This window comes from Limnochorda sp. L945t, from assembly GCF_035593305.1.
Lineage (GTDB): Bacteria > Bacillota > Limnochordia > Limnochordales > Geochordaceae > Carboxydichorda > Carboxydichorda subterranea.
In genome coordinates, this window is the sequence record NZ_CP141615.1 from 1,404,702 (window position 1) to 1,421,807 (window position 17,106).

Genomic DNA, 17,106 nt, shown 5'->3' on the forward strand with positions numbered 1-17,106 from the left:
CGTCCAGGCTGGCTTTCCCCCGTTCATCACCTCCCCATGGAGGCCGTTGCTGCATCGACGGCAGCCCCGGCCTATCTGGGCCGGGGCCACTGGCCCCTCATCGCGCAGCGCCTCGCCGCTCCCGCCGAACCCGGCCTCGCGGTTCGCTCGACCGGCGCGCCACTCGCGCGCCCGGCGGGCCGGTCCCGGGGGTCGTCGCAGGTGCGGTCACAGAGGCAGCCTCGAGCCAGCGCTGCGCCCACCGATGCACTTCGGCCACTACGGAGCGCAGGTCCTCGCCCTTGGGCGTCAGGGCATACTCGACCAGCACGGGCCGGCTGGGCACGACCCGTCGCTCGACGATGCCCTGCTGCTCCAGCTCCCGAAGCCGCCGGGCCAGCTGCGGGTCCTTGAGACCCGGCACGGCTGCCCGGATCTCACAAAACCGCCGGGCGCCTGCCATCAGCGCCTCTATGATGGCCCCGTTCCAGCGCCGGCCGATGAGCTCGACGGCCTGGTGGTACAGGGAGCACACCCGAAAGGTAGATGGCGAAGACCGACTTCTGACCGGTGCCACGCTCACTTCTCCTTGAAAACATACTAACACAAACTTAGCACCATGGCCACCACCGCACACCCTGGTTGCTTGTCGCTCCGTCCCCCGAGAGCCTCCGGCGGGGCCGGGAGCCCGCTACCGAGGAGCGACCACGGACGCGGGCGCCTCATCCTCGACGGTTGCCGAGCCTTTCGGCGCTTCATGCCAGGAGCTCCCGGTATCGGCCGCCGAAGAAGACCAGCGGCGCACCGTCCCCGTGGGTCTGCGCCTCCTCGACGCGGGCCACGAAGATGGTGTGATCGCCGCCGGGATAGGCTGCCAAGACCGAGCACTCGAAGTGGGCCAGCGCCCCCTCGATGAGCGGCACCCCGGTCTTGCCCGCCCGCAGCTGCACCGCCCCGTCGGGCAAGCGGTCGAGCCGGCCGGCGAAAAACTCCGAGACGGCCTGCTGCCGTGCGCTCAGGACGCTCACGCCGAACTGCCCCTCGCGGGCGATGCGATCATGGGTCTCCCTCTGCGTGCCGACGCAGACGAGTACCAGAGGCGGCTCCAGGGAGACCGAGGTGAACGAATTGGCCGTCATGCCGTGCGGCCGATCGACCGATCCTGTCGTGACCACCGTGACCCCGGTGGCGAAACGCCCCGCCGCTTGCCGAAACGAGCTGGAGTCCAAGTCCGGTCCCCCTCGGCTCGCCACGAGTCCTGGACGGTGTACCCGCGTGCCGGGGCGGTTTGCCACCCGAACCGTCGAGCACCCGGTTTGCGAGGCTCGCAGGACCCATGTAGCGATTGCTTATCATATGTTATATGCTAACTCAGAGCTAGCCGGCGCACCAGTCGACCGGTGCGCGTGGAGGAGGATGGCGATGCATCCCCATACCCGCCTGGGCTGGGTACACCTGAGCGTGGCGGACCTGGACCGCTCGCGGGCGTTCTACGAAGGTGTCCTGGGCCTTCAGGTACTGCGCGTCGCACCGGGCTTTGCGGCCATGGGGGTGCGGGCAGGTGACGGCGCGGAGGTGCCCATCGTCCTTCTCTCGCACCAGCCGCATGCGCGGCCCAAGCCACCCCGCTGCCGGGGGCTGTACCACCTGGCCCTGCGGCTCCCGTCCCGGCAAGCACTTGCCCGCGCCGTGATGCGGCTGGCCCACGACGGGTATGCCATCGACGGAGCCGCCGACCACTGGGTGAGCGAGGCGGTCTACCTGTCGGATCCCGACGGCCACGGCATCGAGCTGTACGCAGACCGGCCCCGTGAGCAGTGGCCCCGGCAGGGTGACCGCATCCTGATGGGCACCCAACCGCTCGACTGGGACGGCCTCGTCGCCGAGCTTCCGCCCGAGGAGCGCCGGCCGGCGGCAGACGACGGTCTTGCCCCACGCACCTTCCCGGGCCCCCATGGCGACGGGATGCCGCCCGGCACCCGGCTGGGGCACATCCATCTGCATGTCTCGCGCCTGGAGCGGGCCGAGCGGTTTTATCGGGACGTCCTGGGCCTTGACCTGGTGCTGCGCTACGGTGGCAGCGCCCTGTTCTTCTCTGCCGGCGGCTACCACCACCACGTGGGGGCCAACATCTGGGCCGGCCGCGAGGCACCGCCTCCGCCCCCGGACTCCGTGCAGCTTCTCCACTTCGCCTTCGTGGTACCGTCCGTGCAGGACGTGGCGGCCCTGGCTCGGCGCCTCGAGCAGGCGGGAGTGCCGCATGGCTCGCTGGCGGACCTGGGGCCGGAGGCCCTCGCGTCGGTGGCGCCGGCGGGGCCGTCGACCGGCGGATTCGTCACCCACGACGAGGACGGCGTGGCCGTCGCCGTGCTGGGCGGCGAAGGCCACTTCGGCGAAGGGAGCGAAGGCAGATGACGGGCACCGAGAGGGTAGAGTTGGAGTTCTTCCATGACGTGCTGTGTGCGTGGTGCTACGCGCTGGCGCCTCGGGTGCGCCGGCTGGCCGAGCAATACCCCCAGGTACGGGTCGTTCACCGGGCCTTCGCCCTGGCACCCACGCCCGAGAGCATCCCGGCCATGTTCGGTTCCAAGGAGGCGGGCAAGCAGGAGATCCTGTCCCACTGGCGGGCTGCCAACCGCAACGACGACGAGCATCGCATCAACGCCGACCTGATGGCCTCCCGCCCCTTCGACTACCCCTACTCGATGCCAGGGCTCGTGGCCTGCAAGGCCGCCGAGCTGCAGGGCGGGCAGGAGGCGCATGGGGCCATGTTCGACCGGGTGCAGCGCGCGCACCTCACCGAATGCCTCGACATCACCGACTTCGAGGTGCTGCGCCAGTGCGCACAGGACGTAGGACTGGACGTGGCCCGCTGGGAGCAGGATTTTCACGCACCGGGTACCCGGGACGAGGTGGCGCGGGACCTAGGCCGGGCACGGCTTTACGGCATCACCGGCGTGCCCACGCTGGTCGTGGACCACACGTACGGACTGACGGGAGCTCAAAGCTACGAGCGCCTCGAGGCCTGGCTGGAAGGCGTACTGCAGCAGCGGGCATCCCGCAGATCGGCACCGATGTAAACAGGAGGGGAGACCATGGCCTTTTACGTGGTGCGAGCCCGACCCGACCCGCAGCGCCTCGCAGAGCTTCGCGCCAGGCTGGATTCGGGAGCCTTCGTAAAGTTGCGGCCCTTCGGCGAGGCGCTGACCGCATCCCTCGAGGGGGCCCGACGCGATCCGCAAACCGGCGAGGCGGTCTGGGAGGAAGAGGACTACTGCTCGCCGCCGCTGGCCATGGAGCGCGAGGCGGTGCTGGACCGATACTTCACGAATATGGTGGCGGAGCCGGTGAAGCAAGGTGAGGGCTGGGCCCGCATCGCACACCTGCCCTCGCTGTGGGCACAGGCCCCTCTGCGACCGGAGGCGCCCGTTTCGTCCGGAGAGTCTCTCGGGCTGATCATGGCCGAGGACGCCGGGCTGGTCTGCGACTGGCAGACACGGAATTGCGGCTGAAGCGCGCAGCACGACCGCCCCGGCTGCATCGCCGAACAGGATGGCCGTGCTCCCATCCTGACCGCCCACCACCAGTACCCGACGGTAGGCTCCCGTCCGGATGAACCGCGCGAGGGCCCGGGAAAGGCGCCTGGGAGCTACGATCCCAGGCGCCCCCTTTCGTGCCGATCAGGAACGCTCCGATGCGGTCACATGGGTCTCTCGTTCGAGGGCGTCGGCCACCTCGTGCCACCGGGCCGAAAGATCGTCGAGAAACCGGGCCCGGTCGGCTGCGAGAACGGCCTCCGCCCCTGGGTGCGTGGGCCGGGCGCCGGACTCGGCCACCATCTCCCGCAGCGCGGCCGGGTTGTCGATGATGGGGCACGGCGCGTAGTGGTTGGAGGAAAACGGGATGCGCCGCTGGTACGCCGCGAAGAGGGGACTCTTGAGGGCATCGACGAGCGAGACCTCGTTGATGTTGTGCGTCGCGAAGTGCGCAAACGCGCAGGGTTCCGCGTCGCCGTTCGGCGTGATGTGCAAGTACAGGCGGGCCCCGGCGATGCACCCTTGCGTGAAGTGCCCATCGTTCCAGAAGTCCGCGATGAAGATGGGCCGCGTGGCACGAAGCTCGTTGACCCGCCGGACGAGCCAGGCCCGCTGGTGCGGTTTGACCATGAGGTCGAGATCGGCCTCCGGGCCGACGGGCACGTAGTGGAAGCTCCACAAGTACGCGACGCCCTTGTCGATGAGAAAGTCGATGAAGGCATCGGAGAAGAGCGTCTCGGCGTTGCGGCTCGTCACCGTGACCGACGCGCCGAAGATGACGCCCCGCTCCCGCAGCCGATCCATCGCGGCCATGACCTTGTCGAACACGCCGGCGCCCCGTCGCTCGTCGGTCTCCTCTTTCCACCCCTCCAGGCTGATGGCCGGCGAGAAGTTGCCCAGCTCGGCCAGCCGGTCGGCCACCTGGTCGGTGATCAGGGTACCGTTGGTATACGCCATGAAGGTCGCGTCGGTGTGGCGAGCCACCACGTCGAGCAGTGGCTTGTAAGCGAAAGGCTCGCCTCCCGACAGCACGAACCAGTAGATTCCGAGCTCCTTGGCCTCTCGCAGAAGGCTGTCGAAGCGCTCCCGGGAAAGACTCGGGCCTCTGTCGTACCCCGCGGCCCAGCAGCCTTTGCAGCGCAGGTTGCAGGCAGACGTGGGGTCGATGAGCAAAAACGTCGGAACGTGCACTCCATGGCGCTGCTCTGCGTGCCGCCTCTCCGAGGGTGCCAGCAGCAGCTGCTGGATTCCCCAGTTGACCGCCAGCCGTTTCACCATGGTCCGGTTGCTCAGCAACTGCCGGGCCCTTGCCCGGATGGCCGGATCACCGGTCACCCGCCGGCGAAAGGCCAGGTACTTCTCCCGATCCCCCGGATCCCGCACAAAGTGCCCGACGGCGTCCAGGAGCCGGTCCAATCTCGCCGCAGGATCGGGCATCAGGTAGGCCACGGCGGCGTCGACGGCCGCCTCTGCCGCCCGCCGGGCGACGGCAAGTTGCACCTCACTCCACCACGACGACCCGTTGACGGTACCTGCCATCGGAGCCCATCCCCTTTCCAGGCCAGTTTGTGGTGTCAGTCAGACGACCGTACGATGAAGCCCAGAACGCGGCTCCCATCCCCCGGCACGGCTGCCCGTCACGCGCACCGTGCAGGAAGACCTCCTCCTCTGGGCTGACACCCGAGCTTCGATCACCGATTCGTAGACCCGTTGGAGCAAAGCGATGGCCGCCTCCGTTCGGTGGCGTACCGCCATCTCCCGCGCCTGATGGGCCATGGCCAGTCGCAGGCCATCGTCCTGGAGCAGCCGGAGAGCCGTGTCCGCCAGCGCCCGCCCGTCACCGGGCGACACCAGGAAGCCGGTCTTCCCGTCCTCGACCAGTTCCGGCACCGCGCCCCCCTTCACGCCGACGACCGGGAGCCCGCTGGCCATCGCCTCGAGCACCGCCAGCCCCTGGGTCTCGACGGCCGAGGGGAAGACGAACACGTCGGCATCCCGGTAGAGCTGAGGTAGCCTTTCCCAGGCCACGTATCCGGCGATCTCGAGCTGGCCCGAGCGCGCCCACGGCTCGAGCTCACGTAGCAGCCGGCCGCGCCACGGCCCGTCGCCGACCACCCGGAAGCGGGCGGAAGGGTGCCTCTCGAGGAGGCGGCGGATGGCCAGGGCCAGGTCGGCCATGCCCTTTTCCACGCTGAGGCGGCCGACGTAGAGCGCGGTGGGCGGCCGGTCGCGCCGGACCGGGGTCACTCCGGATCCGGGCTCCGCCTTCCAGGGGGGCCTGAATCTGGCGACGTCGACGCCATTGGAGAGCACGACGACCGGTGCCCGCAGCCCCCGTTCGAGGAGCTGCGAAGCCGCCGCCTCGCTGGGTGCCGTCACGACATGGGCCGAGCTGTAGAAAGCGACCTCGGCCTTTCCAATGAAACCAAGCAGGCGATCGCCCCCGAGCCGAAACATCCGGCGGGCATAGGCCTGGGCGGATCCCACTACGTTGGCGTGGTAGGTCGCGACCACCGGAAAAGAGAGCCTGCGTGCCGCCCGCATGCCGAGCCAGCTCACCGGGAACGGTGTATGCAGGTGCACGACGTCTGGGGCCCAGGCCTCGAGCTCCCGGAGAACGAAGGGGTAGCCGTAGGCGAGCCAGGTGTCGGGCGCCAGCGACCCGACGCCGGGCAGCGGCAAGGCGGGCACGAACACATGGTCACCCGGGTGCAGGGCGCCGCCTCGTTGGGCCAACGTGAAGACGCGTACCCGGTGACCCCGACCTGCGAGGCCGTCATGGAACTGGATGACGGCCCGGGTGAGGCCCCCCATGTTCTCCCGGAACGATTCGGCGAAGAAGGCGATACGCAAGCTGGCCGTCCTTTCCAGATCCCATTCCTTGCGCGCCCCGAGCGTCCCCATTATAGTCCAAGTCGGTCGTCCGACCAAGAGGCGGCAAGAACCTCCACGCTTACTACGGTAGGTCACCTTGCGACCTAGCGCCTCAGGAGCCGACAAGCGGCGGAGTAGCCCTCCGGTTCGGGCCTCGCTCCTCGCCAAGCAGGAGACTGTGCTGGCCGGAGCGATGTTGGATCATGCGCAACGGCCGTTCGATGTAAATACCGCTTCGTGCGCGCTCGAACGTACTCAGTTCCTCCAAGGACAGTCGCCGACTGGGAAAGAAGCTCACGCTGCAGCGGCCCTGGTAGCTATAGCGGGGGTCGGGGTTGGAGACCCGTCTGGAGTCTGTCGGTCGTTCGAGGATAGCGTCCCCGCAAGTGGCGTAAATCGGGTTCCCACCCCAATGCCACCTGTTATGCCGCGATTTCCGGTAGTGGCGGCGTTCTCTCGCTCTCACTCCCCGTGTTTTCTCGTCGCGCGGCGTAGGGCTTGGCCATCGACCCCTGGCTGAAGTAAAGCCGAGCGGCCATCCACTCCTCGTGCTGCTCCTGGAGGACCGCCCCGATCAGGCGCAGCGCTGCCTCGGCGTTCGGCAAGATGCCGACCACGTCGGTGCGCCGCCCGATCTCCCGGTTGAGTCGCTCCAGCGGGTTGGTCGAGTGAATCTGCCGCCAGTGCTCCGGGGGAAAGGCCATGTAGGCCAGCACGTCGTCCGCGGCCTCGAGCAGCCACTCGGCCGCCTTGGGAAACCGTCGGCCGATGTTGTCGACCACTGTCTCCAGCTGCTCCCGGGCCAGCGCGCCGTCCGGCTGTACGAAGATAGTGCGCACCAGAGCCCGCACCATGGCCTGGGCCTGCTTGGGCGCTTGGGCCAGGATGTTGCGCATCAAGTGCACCCGGCACCGCTGCCAGCTGGCCCCGGCCAGGATCTCTTGGATGGCCCGCTTGAGGCCTTCGTGGGCATCCGAGATGACCAACTGCACCCCTTTCAGCCCACGGTGCACCAGATGGCGCAGGAACTCGCTCCAGAACTCGTAGCTCTCCGTCTAGCCAATGGCGTAGCCCAGCACCTCCCGCTCGCCCGTCTCCCGTACCCCGATGCCAGACGCTGGCCAGGGACCTGGGCGCCACGGCGGGCACCGCGGACAACCACCTGCAGGCGCTGGAGCTGGCCCATCTGCTCGTATCGTCGATCCCCAGGCAGGAATCCTGAGGCTCCCCGCGTTCGCTTACCTGTACGCCCTCGGTGCGCTGGGCGCTTGAGCCATCCCACCCGCCCCTCGAGCTGCGCGAGGGCGGTTTCTGCAACTGGTAGCACGTCCTCGTAACCCGAGAGAAACTCCTGCGCTCGCGAGAAGGATTGCAGGCTGCCGCGGCGAACGTACCGGTTGCGAGGCAAATGTAACTTACATTTGTTTACCATCCTATACCAGCACCAGTCCGGTAGGGGGCGGGGGCACCGTTCGTGAAGCGAACGCGACCGGCTCGCGGCAGCGACGACGAGGTCCACCTCATGGTTCGTTGTGCGGAGCTTTACTATTACGGCCAACGAACCCAGGCCGAGGTGGCACTCGAGCTCGGCATCACCCGACTGCGTGTCAACCAGCTCCTGCGCCGGGCACGCGACGAGGGCATCGTTCGTATCGCGGTCGTCGACCCGCGCCGCACCACCGCCGATGTCGCCACGGCCCTGGCGACGCGATTCGGCCTCCGGGAGGCGGTGGTCGTGCGGTCAAGCGCGATGGATGCCAACGCCGTCGCGATCGACCTCGCACGTGCTGCTGCCGAGTGGCTCCGTGGGCGCCTCTCCGGCCCCTCGGTGGTGGGAATCGGATGGGGTCAGGCAGTGGCCACGACCGTGCGCCACCTGGCTGTCAATCCTCAGCCATCGCGCCACGCCGAGGCTTGGGCGGTACCCCTGCTCGGCGCCCTGGGCGATTCCCGACCGGAGTTTCGTTCCAATGACCTGGCCCGTGACTTTGCCGCAGCCTTCTTGGGCCAATGGCAGCCCCTGGACTTGCCGTTCCTGGTGGAGCGCCCCGAGGTCAGGGAGGCGCTCCTGCGCGACCGCGTCATGCAACCCGTGATGGCGCTGTGGGAACGGCTTGACCTGGCCATCGTCGGCATCGGGTACAGCATCGCGCGCTCGCCGCTGCTGCGCACGCCGTACTTCGACAAGAGCGACATCATGGAGATGGAACGGCTCGGCATCGTGGGCGACGTCCTCTCCCGGTTCTTCGACGCCCAGGGGGCTGTGCCCCCGTTGCCCTTCTACAGCCGCCTCATCGGGATCGACCTCTCTCTCCTGAGGCGAGGTCCGGTCGTGGTGGGCATCGCAGGCGGGCTTGAGAAGACGGCTTCCATCCTGGGGGCGCTTAGAGGCCGCCACGTGGACGTCCTGGTGACAGACGAACGCACCGCACGCGCCATCCTCGAAGAGCCGGGTGTCCTGCCTGCGACTTCGCCAAATCGGCCGGCAGGAACCTCTGCGGTGGATGGAAGGTGAGCCCTTGCCGCTGCTGATCGGCATCGACCTCGGCACGACACATCTCAAGGCGCTCGCTATCGACGAGGAAGGCCACCCGAGAGCCTCGGCATCCATCCCCACGCCTGCCACCGATGAGGGGGACGGCAGGGTCGTCTATGACCCGGAAGCGGTATGGCAGTCTGTCTGCCAGGTCCTGGACGCAGTCCTACGGGGCACCGATCAACGCGTGGCAGGCATTGCGTGTGCCAGCATGGGTGAGGCCGGCTTCCTCCTGGATGAGGGAGGAACGCCTCTCTGGCCGGCCATCGCGTGGTTCGACCCCCGTACTCGGCCACTGGAGCAGTGGTGGCAAGACCACGTCGGACGCGCCCGGATTCGCTCGATCACGGGCCTCAGCATGGACTTCACGTACTCCCTCAACAAGATCCTCTGGTACCGAGACGCCGATCCCGATCGATTCGCCAGGGCCCGGCACTGGCTTGGCATGGCGGAGTGGGTGGCCTTCAAACTGAGCGGGCACATGGCCACCAACTACAGCCTCGCCAGTCGTACGATGGCCTTCGACTTGCTCCGAGAAGAGTGGGCTGACGAACTCTTGGAGGCGGCGTCCCTTCCACGATCCCTGCTTCCTCCCGTGTTACCAGCCGGCACCCCGCTAGGTCCGGTGACGGCCGGGGCCGCCGGGGAGACAGGTCTTCCTGCCGGGACGGTGGTGTGTGTCGGCGCCCACGACCACATCTGCGCCGCGCTCGCGGCCGGAGCCATCACACCGGGTGTCATCCTCAACTCCTGTGGCACGGCCGAGACCATGCTGACCACGCTGGACCGTGCGTCAGCCAGCGAGGCGATGCCAGACGAGCGAGTCGTCGTCGGGCACCACCTGTTTCCGAACCTCTATTACGTCATGACCAGCTTTCGGACTTCGGGGCTCAGTGCCGATTGGTTCGTACACCACCTCCTCACCGGCGGCTCTCCCAGCCATGAGGCCTTCGCAGGCCGAGCAGCCGAGTCTGCGGTGGGGGCACGTGGCCTGCTCTTCTACCCGTACCTGCGGGACGCGTCGGACCAGCGGCATGGGGCGGGGTCGTCGGGGCTGCTGGTAGGACTACGCGACTTCCACACCAACGCGGACGTGGCTCGAGCGCTGATCGAGGGGCTGGCGTTCGAAGCCAGGCGGATGTTCGACCGGCTCCAGGCCGTGATGCAGCAACCTGCGCAGGTCGTTCGGGCCGTCGGCGGAAGCACTGCCAACCCGGTGTGGATGCAGGTGAAGGCTGACGTCCTCGGCATCGTCGTGGATGTGCTCGAGATGAAGGAGGCCACTGCGTACGGAGCGGCCCTCCTGGCCGGGCTGGGGACCGGTACCTTCAGCGACGTTCGGCGAATGCCGGAGGACTCCACGCGGGTCAGGGGACGGTACGTACCCGACCCGACCCGGCACCAGGCTTACGACGGGTTGTATCGCCGCTACCTCTCCCTGCTGCCGTCGGTCATCGAGGTCGGCGCCCGGCTGCAGGGAAGCAGCCAGAGGAGGTGATTCGGAAAGCGTTTCTTGGCGTGGTGATCCGTGGAACGAGCTTTGGTGGCAGGACGTGCTTCGCGACAGTGTCGGGCCATGGGAAGGGCGGATTTCAAGCATGCAACGGCGTCTGGTCTTCGTGGGCGCATTGCTGAGTCTGTTGCTGCTGGTGGCCTCGGTCGCAGCGGCTGCCCCGTCCATCACGGTCTGGATCGGTGGACACGTGGTGGAGCAGGAGAAGACGTGGGCAGAAATCGTACGCAACTTCGAGAAAGAGACGGGGATCAAGGTCAACTACCAGCTCATCGGGTTCGACGTGTACTATGACAAGCTCGTGACCGCCTTTACGGCGGGCGAAGGCCCTGATGTGACGTTCGCCGATCTCGGCGGTTGGGTGCCCACCTTCGCATCCAAGGGATGGCTGGAGCCCCTCGACGCATACCTGGCGAAGAGCTCTGTGACCTCGCAGATCTGGCCGAACATCTGGGGTACCGTCGAGTACAAGGGTGTCCGATACGGGCTCCCCTGGTACACCGACGACCGCGTGCTGCTGTACAACACGCGCATGTTCAAGGAGGCGGGGCTGGACCCGTCCAAGCCGCCGCAGACGTGGAACGATCTCATCTCCTACGCGAAGAAGCTGACGAATCCCCAGAAGCGGACCTACGGTTACGGCGTGTCGGGCAAGAAGAGCGAGGTCACCACGCTCGGCTACATGATGTTCCTGCTGAGCAACGGCGGCCAGGTGCTGACGCCCGACTATGCCCGGGCAGCCTTCAACTCGCCGGCGGGCGTCGAGGCCCTGAAGGTCTATACCGACCTCTACACGGTCCATCAAGTGTCGCCGCCTGGCACCCTCTCGTACGGCGAAGACGACTACCGCACGATGATGGCGCAAAACCGGGTCGCCATGGCGATCGGCGGGCCGTGGTCATTCCCGCTGATCGAGATGGCCAACCCCGCGATCAAGGGCAACTACATGGCAGCCGTCCACCCGTACGGGAAGCAGCCCGCGTCCGTGCTGGGCGGATGGGCTTCTGTCATCTCGAAGACCTCGAAGAACAAGGACGCATCATGGAAGTTCATCGAGTACGTCACGAGCTACGAAGTCTGGCGGGAGTGGCTCCGGCGCCACGGTGGCCCGATGCCGACTCGGCAGGACGTGGCCAAGGACGCGCCTGAGTTGAAGGATCCCAAGTGGCGCGTCATCCTCGACATCTTCCCCAAGGCCGGCTTCCGACCGCCGATTCCAGAGTGGCCGGAGGTATCCGACCGGATCCAGACCATGGTTCAGAACGTACTCGCCGGCAAGATGACGCCTCAAGAGGCCGCCAACTGGGCCGAGCGGGAGATCGACTCCATCCTGAACCGATAAGGCAACCATGAGAGACCGGGGTGGGAGCGCCCGAGGATGGTGCTCCCACCCCGTCACGGGAGAACAGGATTGGTACGCGTGGAAACGTTGGGCGTCCCTCCTCGCATGACGCAGCGCAAGCGCCGACAGGAATCCCTGGCGTACCGTCTAATCCTGCCGTACGTCGGGGTCCTCGTCTTGCTCATGTTCTACCCGATTACGTACAACATCGTCCGATCGCTGGTCGTCGACGGGCGGCTCTCGCTTGCCAACTACACGTCCGTGCTTTCGGAAGGCTCTTTCGCCCGCCTCTCCCTCAACACGGCGATCTGGGTGGTTGGCAGCGTCACCTTCCAGTTCGCCCTGGGGCTCGGCATCGCGTTGCTCCTCAACCAGCGTCTGCGCCTTCGCGGCCTGTGGCGCGTACTCATCCTGGTCATCCCCTGGGCGACTCCTGACATCGTGGCTGGCGTCGCCTGGCAGTGGATGCTCAACGACATGTACGGTGTGTTCAACGACGTACTGGTCAAGCTAGGCATCCTCAATGCCTACCTGCCCTGGTTGGGTGAACCGGCGCTGGCACGATGGAGCGTCATCATCGCCAACACGTGGAAGGGCTTCGCGTTGTCGGCCATGTTCTACCTCGCGGCGCTCCAAACCGTGCCGACCGAGCTTCACGAAGCGGCATTCGTAGACGGGGCCAACATCATCCAACGCTTCCTCTACGTGACGTGGCCACATATCCGGCCCTTCGTGGCGACTACAGTGATGTTGACGGTGATCTGGACCTTCAACTACTTCCCGCTCATCTACACCATGACGGGCGGCGGGCCTGCGGGGGCCACTGATACGTACGTCACCCATGCCTACCGGCTGGCCTTTCGTTTCACAGACTTCGGGCGCTCATCGGCGCTGTCGACCCTCACGTTCGCCTTCGTGATGCTGTTCGCTGCGATCTACTCGTCGATCCTCCTCCTGCGGGAGGAAGCGGCATGAGGACACCCCGTTACCTGGTGGCTCTGGCGTACCTGGGTGTGACAGCGGCCGCCATCGTCATCGCCTTTCCGTTCGTGTGGCTCGTGCTGACCGCGCTCAAGCCATACTCGGAGATTTACGCCTATCCGCTGCTATACGTGCCGCGCCAGGTCACCTTTGAACACTTCCAGTACGTCCTGGGACTCAACTTCCCTCGGTATTTCGCAAACAGCGTGATCATCGGGTCGGGCACGGCCCTGGCCACCGTGGCCGTAGCCATGCTGCCGGCATACGCGACGACCCGTTTTCGCTTTCCTGGGCGGCACGGATTGCTGTTGTCGATCTTGATCTCCCAGATGTTTCCGCAAATCGTCTTCGTCGTACCGCTGCTCCTGACGCTCCGACGCCTGGACCTCATGAACACCTATCTCGGCGTCATCGTCTCGTACTTGCCGTTCACGACCCCCATCGCCGTGTGGCTGACGCGTAACTTCTTCGCGGAGGTACCCCAAGAGATCGAGGAAGCCGCCGCCATCGACGGATACAGCCGCATGCAGGCGTTCTTCAAGGTGGTGTTGCCACTGACGCTGCCCGGCATCGCCTCGGTAGGGATCTATGCGTTCCTGTGGTCCTGGAGCGAGCTCATGTTCGCGCTTTCCTTCCTGACCTCTTCCGACATGCAGACCGTCCCCGTCTTCTTGACGCTGTTCGTCGGGCAGTACCAGACGAGGTGGGGGCCCCTGTTTGCAGGCAGTGTGCTCGCCTCTGTCCCTCCCATCATCGTCTTCGGATTGCTGCAGCGGCAGTTCATCCGGGGTCTGACGACGGGCTCCGTCAAGGGGTGAGGGATGACGGCAGGCAACTCGTTCCAAGCTGCAATTGGGGGCAAGTGAGGGATACGTGATCGTCACCGTCACACTGAACCCGTCGCTTGACCGAACCCTGCGCTTCGTCCGGGTGGAGAGGGGGCAGCTCAACCGGGCGGAAGAAGTGCGGGAAGATGCCAGCGGAAAGGGCATCAACGTCAGCCTGGCGCTCAGGCAGCTCGGCCAGGAGTCCCTGGTCGTGGCGCTGGTCGCCGGGCGCATCGGGCAGCGCGTCGTGGACGGGCTCTCACAGCATGGGCTCGAGTGTCGCTTCGTGTGGCTGGAGGCCGGGGAGACCCGCGTCAGCACCAAGGTATACGAACAGGAATTCGGGATGCTGACCGAGCTCAACGAGCCGGGCCCCACCGTCACCCCCGACGACCTGGAGGCCGTCCGACGCGTCATCCTGCAGGCTGTGTCCCCCGGCGATGTCGTCATCTTCTCGGGCAGCATCCCGCCGGGCTGCCCTCCCAACTACTACGCCGCCGTCGGGAGGAACTTGCGGGAGCGGGGCGTCTCCGTCGTGATCGACACGTCCGGTCAGGCGCTGAGGGAAAGCCTCACCTTGCCGCCACAGATCGCCAAACCTAACCGGGACGAGTTGAGTCAGCTCGTGGGCGTGCCGCTGCCCGACAGCGAGACGGCGGCCGAAGCCGGCAGGGCGGTGTGGGAGAAGCTGTCGTCTGGCAGACCGGGGGACAGTGAGGCCCTGATCCTGACCCTCGGGGCCGAGGGGGCTGTCTTCTTCACGGCCCAGGGTATGTTTCGTGCCATCGCCCCTGTGGAGACTGGCGGCACCACAGCCGGGTGTGGGGATGCACTGCTGGCCGCCACCGTCCACGGGCTCCAGTCGGGGTGGTCATGGGAGACCATCGCGCGGTTCGCCACAGCTACCGCGGCAGCCACGGCAGCCATCGTGGGGACCCGCTTCCCCGCCCGGGCGGAAGTCGAACGGCGCCTGAGTGGCGTCGAGGTGCGGCGCTTGCCCGAGCGGCGGTCGTACTAGTGCAACAACTGGGATCCAGGAAAGAGGGAACGATGCCCATGCCTCTTGTCGGATTGTCGGAACTGCTCCGGCCCGCCCGGGAGGCGGGATACGGAATCGCTGCGTTCAACGTCTTCAACGTCGAGAGCGTCCGTGCAGTCATCGACGCGGCCGAGGCAGAGGAGGCCCCGGTCATCCTGATGACCGGCGCCAACGATCTGGCTGCAACAGGCGAGGCCTATCTGGGTGAACTCGCCGTACGAGCCGCCGAGCGAGCCAGGGTACCGGTCTGTGTGCATCTGGACCACAGCAAGTCGTTCGACCTCGTCATGCGATGCATCCGGATGGGCTACACCTCCGTCATGATCGACGGGTCCCACCTGCCCTTCGACGAGAACGTCGCGCTCACCCGCAGGGTGGTCGAGGCAGCGCATGCCGCCGGCGTGGATGTCGAAGCCGAACTCGGTCAGGTCCTTCGGGGAAAGCACACCATGGTTGACCGGCAAAGCCAGCTCACAGACCCCGATGCAGCCGCCCAGCTCGTGAGGCAAACCGGCGTGGACGCCCTGGCCGTAGCCATCGGAACGGCCCACGGCCTCTACGACATACCTCCGCAGCTCGACTTCGCACGCCTGGAGAGAATCGCAGCGCTCTGCGACGTGCCGCTCGTCATGCACGGGGGCACCGGCACCCCTGATGACGCGATCCAGCGGGCCATCGCCCTTGGCATGGTCAAGGTCAACGTGGGAACGCAATTGCGCAAGGACTTCATCGAGGCGTTCGTCAGCGCAGCGGGCTCTTCGGGCGTCGACGTCCGCAAGCCGCTGGCCGCCGCCCGCGAGGCCATGCAGCGGACGGCCGCCGACCGGATGAGGGTCTTCGGCGCCGCGGGCCGCGCGGTCCGCCCTCGGGGATAGCACTCCCCGGGCTTTGGGGCTCCGGCGCTCGCCGACCCCATCGCACGCGGGCAGTCTGGCAGGATGAGCAGTTTCCTGCTCTTACGAATAGAGGAGGTAGAGCGTCCGCCCGCGGGCGAAGGCGTCGGCGCCGACGGCCATGCGCGCCACGAGTTCGTCGAGCGGGGCGCCGCGGTCGATCATGGTGCGCAGGGCGTCCGTCGCGGCCAGCCGGTCGATCGCATAGGCGCCGTCGTCAAACCGGCGCCATTGGAATGCTTCCGGGTGCAGGTCCCTCAACGTCTTGAGGAAGACCACGCCGGCCTTCACCGGCTCATAGGCGCTCCGGTCCACCACGTGGACTTGGACGCCCCGGCAGACCTCTCCCTGGTACTTGTCGAACGTCGGGATGAAGTACGCCTCCCGGATCAACGCGCCCCGCACCCCGGCGGCCTCCATGTTCTCATACAGTGCGTCGACCAACCGCGCCGACGACACCCAGGGCGCCCCGATGAGCTCGAAGGGCCGACACGTGCCCCGCCCTTCGGACAAGTTGGTCCCCTCGAAGAGCACGGTCCCCGGATACACCGTCGCCGTCTCCAGCGTGGGCATGTTGGGCGAGGGCATGACCCAGGGGAGCCCCGTCTCGTCGAACCACATGCTTCGCCGCCACCCGTCCATCGTGACGACCTCGAGGGCAGCCCTCCACCCTCTCGTCCCGTTGAGGTACCGAGCCAGCTCGCCCACGGTGAGGCCATAGCGGAACGGCAGCTCGTAGTCTCCCACGAAGGAGGCGAACGCCGGGTCGAGCGTGGCCCCCTCCACGATCACCCCGTTGAGGGGGTTGGGACGGTCAAGGACGATGAACTTGAGACCTTCGCTTGCGGCCGCCTCCAGCGCGTACGCCATGGTGTAGATGTAGGTGTAGAACCGCACGCCCACGTCCTGGATGTCGAACACCAGCACGTCGAGGCCCCTCAGCATGGCAGGCGTGGGGCGCTGCGTCTTGCCGTAGAGGCTATGGACGCGCACGCCGGTGCGCGGGTCGACGAAGTCCTCGACGGGAATGGCATCCTGAACCGCTCCGCGGGCCCCGTGCTCCGGGCCGAACAATGCCTTCAGCTTCACGCCGGCTTGCAGCAGTACGTCGGCGGTGCTCTTGAGTTCCCTCGTCAGGCCCGTGGGGTTGGTGATCAGCCCCACGCGCAGGTCGCGCAGGTTCGCTGCGCCACGTTCCACCAGCACGTCGACCCCCGGCCTTCACCGCGCCTGCTCCCATCGAGACCTTGCCTCCTCTTCTCACGAGTGGCCGAATGCGTGACCACGGTGGGGGCGGTCGATAGCAGGCCCCCCTCCCAGGCGTCACCGGGCACCGACGGAGTCGCGCAGGTGCTCCAGCAAGCCCTGCAACGCCGCGCCCACCTCGTCGGGACGGCTGTCGAGGTCGTCGGCCAGCTCACGCAAGGCCCGTTCCAGCAAGAAGAAGTCGAGCAGCGCCGCCGAGCGCTCCCGCTCCCGGGGCACAAGCGGTCTCGACCCGGCCGTCCGAAGGTACTCGCCCAAGAACGCCCCGACACGTACGCCGTCCAGCAGCGGGCGCCACGATCGAGGGCCGGGAGGTCTCC

At 67.0% G+C, this 17,106-nt stretch carries 16 protein-coding genes and 2 pseudogenes; 10 read left to right on the plus strand and 8 right to left on the minus strand.

Annotated features, from left to right (window positions below):
* Positions 1-97: 97 nt before the first annotated feature.
* Both U7230_RS06620 and U7230_RS06625 read right to left on the minus strand, forming a co-directional pair.
* Positions 98-556, minus strand: coding sequence for a winged helix-turn-helix transcriptional regulator (locus tag U7230_RS06620; RefSeq protein WP_324717941.1), 459 nt, complete (start codon positions 554-556; stop codon positions 98-100).
* 178 nt (positions 557-734) lie between these two features.
* A complete protein-coding gene (locus tag U7230_RS06625; protein ID WP_324717942.1) occupies positions 735-1,208 on the minus strand; it encodes a flavin reductase family protein in 474 nt (157 codons plus the stop codon).
* 193 nt (positions 1,209-1,401) lie between these two features.
* On the opposite strand from U7230_RS06625, the gene U7230_RS06630 reads away from it, so the two are divergent.
* The 3 genes from U7230_RS06630 to U7230_RS06640 are packed head-to-tail and all read left to right on the plus strand — an operon-like array spanning position 1,402 to position 3,491.
* Positions 1,402-2,394 carry a VOC family protein gene (locus tag U7230_RS06630; RefSeq protein ID WP_324717943.1) on the plus strand — a complete coding sequence of 331 codons (993 nt, stop codon included), beginning with the start codon at positions 1,402-1,404 and terminating at the stop codon, positions 2,392-2,394.
* Positions 2,391-3,059 (plus strand): DsbA family protein, encoded by a 669-nt coding sequence (locus U7230_RS06635; RefSeq protein ID WP_324717944.1) that lies wholly within the window; start codon positions 2,391-2,393, stop codon positions 3,057-3,059. Before U7230_RS06630 ends, U7230_RS06635 begins: the two co-directional genes overlap by 4 nt.
* A gap of 15 nt (positions 3,060-3,074) precedes the next feature.
* A complete protein-coding gene (locus U7230_RS06640) occupies positions 3,075-3,491 on the plus strand; it encodes a hypothetical protein (RefSeq protein WP_324717945.1) in 417 nt (138 codons plus the stop codon).
* On the opposite strand, the pseudogene U7230_RS15400 reads toward U7230_RS06640, so the two are convergent.
* From U7230_RS15400 to U7230_RS06655, 4 genes and pseudogenes are all read right to left on the minus strand, one after another.
* A pseudogene (locus tag U7230_RS15400) lies at positions 3,486-3,602 on the minus strand (3-oxoacyl-ACP synthase); the annotation flags it as partial. The gene U7230_RS06640 and the pseudogene U7230_RS15400 sit on opposite strands and share 6 nt — an antisense overlap.
* Before the next feature lie 57 nt (positions 3,603-3,659).
* Entirely contained in the window at positions 3,660-5,054 is a 1,395-nt protein-coding gene (locus U7230_RS06645) for a radical SAM/SPASM domain-containing protein (RefSeq protein ID WP_324717946.1), read from the minus strand.
* Between the two features lie 39 nt (positions 5,055-5,093).
* On the minus strand, positions 5,094-6,446 hold the full coding sequence (locus U7230_RS06650; protein WP_324717947.1) for a glycosyltransferase: 1,353 nt from the start codon (positions 6,444-6,446) through the stop codon (positions 5,094-5,096).
* A 365-nt stretch (positions 6,447-6,811) separates the two neighbouring features.
* Positions 6,812-7,498, minus strand: a pseudogene (locus tag U7230_RS06655) (IS256 family transposase); the annotation flags it as partial.
* A gap of 365 nt (positions 7,499-7,863) precedes the next feature.
* Here U7230_RS06655 and U7230_RS06660 point away from each other — a divergent pair.
* From U7230_RS06660 to U7230_RS06690, 7 genes are all read left to right on the plus strand, one after another.
* Positions 7,864-8,904: a sugar-binding transcriptional regulator gene (locus U7230_RS06660; protein ID WP_324717948.1), complete on the plus strand. Its 1,041-nt coding sequence runs from the start codon at positions 7,864-7,866 to the stop codon at positions 8,902-8,904.
* Positions 8,905-8,908: 4 nt separating this feature from the next.
* Entirely contained in the window at positions 8,909-10,423 is a 1,515-nt protein-coding gene (locus U7230_RS06665; RefSeq protein WP_324717949.1) for an FGGY family carbohydrate kinase, read from the plus strand.
* A 100-nt stretch (positions 10,424-10,523) separates the two neighbouring features.
* Entirely contained in the window at positions 10,524-11,780 is a 1,257-nt protein-coding gene (locus U7230_RS06670; RefSeq protein ID WP_324717950.1) for an ABC transporter substrate-binding protein, read from the plus strand.
* 78 nt (positions 11,781-11,858) lie between these two features.
* Positions 11,859-12,755 (plus strand): carbohydrate ABC transporter permease, encoded by an 897-nt coding sequence (locus U7230_RS06675; protein WP_324717951.1) that lies wholly within the window; start codon positions 11,859-11,861, stop codon positions 12,753-12,755.
* Positions 12,752-13,579, plus strand: coding sequence for a carbohydrate ABC transporter permease (locus tag U7230_RS06680; RefSeq protein ID WP_324717952.1), 828 nt, complete (start codon positions 12,752-12,754; stop codon positions 13,577-13,579). The genes U7230_RS06675 and U7230_RS06680 overlap by 4 nt, the downstream gene beginning before the upstream one ends.
* A gap of 55 nt (positions 13,580-13,634) precedes the next feature.
* Positions 13,635-14,606: a 1-phosphofructokinase family hexose kinase gene (locus U7230_RS06685; protein ID WP_324717953.1), complete on the plus strand. Its 972-nt coding sequence runs from the start codon at positions 13,635-13,637 to the stop codon at positions 14,604-14,606.
* Positions 14,607-14,644: 38 nt separating this feature from the next.
* Positions 14,645-15,502, plus strand: a complete 858-nt coding sequence (locus tag U7230_RS06690; RefSeq protein ID WP_324717954.1) for a class II fructose-bisphosphate aldolase — start codon at positions 14,645-14,647, stop codon at positions 15,500-15,502.
* An 81-nt stretch (positions 15,503-15,583) separates the two neighbouring features.
* Here the strand turns inward: U7230_RS06690 and U7230_RS06695 are convergent, their stop codons facing one another.
* Both U7230_RS06695 and U7230_RS06700 read right to left on the minus strand, forming a co-directional pair.
* Complete coding sequence (locus tag U7230_RS06695) at positions 15,584-16,726, minus strand: exo-beta-N-acetylmuramidase NamZ family protein (protein WP_324717955.1); 1,143 nt, start codon at positions 16,724-16,726, stop codon at positions 15,584-15,586.
* Positions 16,727-16,843: 117 nt separating this feature from the next.
* Positions 16,844-17,044, minus strand: a complete 201-nt coding sequence (locus U7230_RS06700; protein WP_324717956.1) for a hypothetical protein — start codon at positions 17,042-17,044, stop codon at positions 16,844-16,846.
* Positions 17,045-17,106: the final 62 nt, after the last annotated feature.

Excerpts from the sequence above, each read along its gene's own strand:
- U7230_RS06635 (WP_324717944.1), top strand. The coding sequence starts at position 2,391 with ATGACGGGCACCGAGAGGGTAGAGTTGGAGTTCTTCCATGACGTGCTG.
- U7230_RS06645 (WP_324717946.1), bottom strand. The coding sequence starts at position 5,054 with ATGGCAGGTACCGTCAACGGGTCGTCGTGGTGGAGTGAGGTGCAACTT.
- U7230_RS06670 (WP_324717950.1), top strand. The coding sequence starts at position 10,524 with ATGCAACGGCGTCTGGTCTTCGTGGGCGCATTGCTGAGTCTGTTGCTG.
- U7230_RS06690 (WP_324717954.1), top strand. The coding sequence starts at position 14,645 with ATGCCTCTTGTCGGATTGTCGGAACTGCTCCGGCCCGCCCGGGAGGCG.
- U7230_RS06680 (WP_324717952.1), top strand. The coding sequence starts at position 12,752 with ATGAGGACACCCCGTTACCTGGTGGCTCTGGCGTACCTGGGTGTGACA.
- U7230_RS06630 (WP_324717943.1), top strand. The coding sequence starts at position 1,402 with ATGCATCCCCATACCCGCCTGGGCTGGGTACACCTGAGCGTGGCGGAC.
- U7230_RS06640 (WP_324717945.1), top strand. The coding sequence starts at position 3,075 with ATGGCCTTTTACGTGGTGCGAGCCCGACCCGACCCGCAGCGCCTCGCA.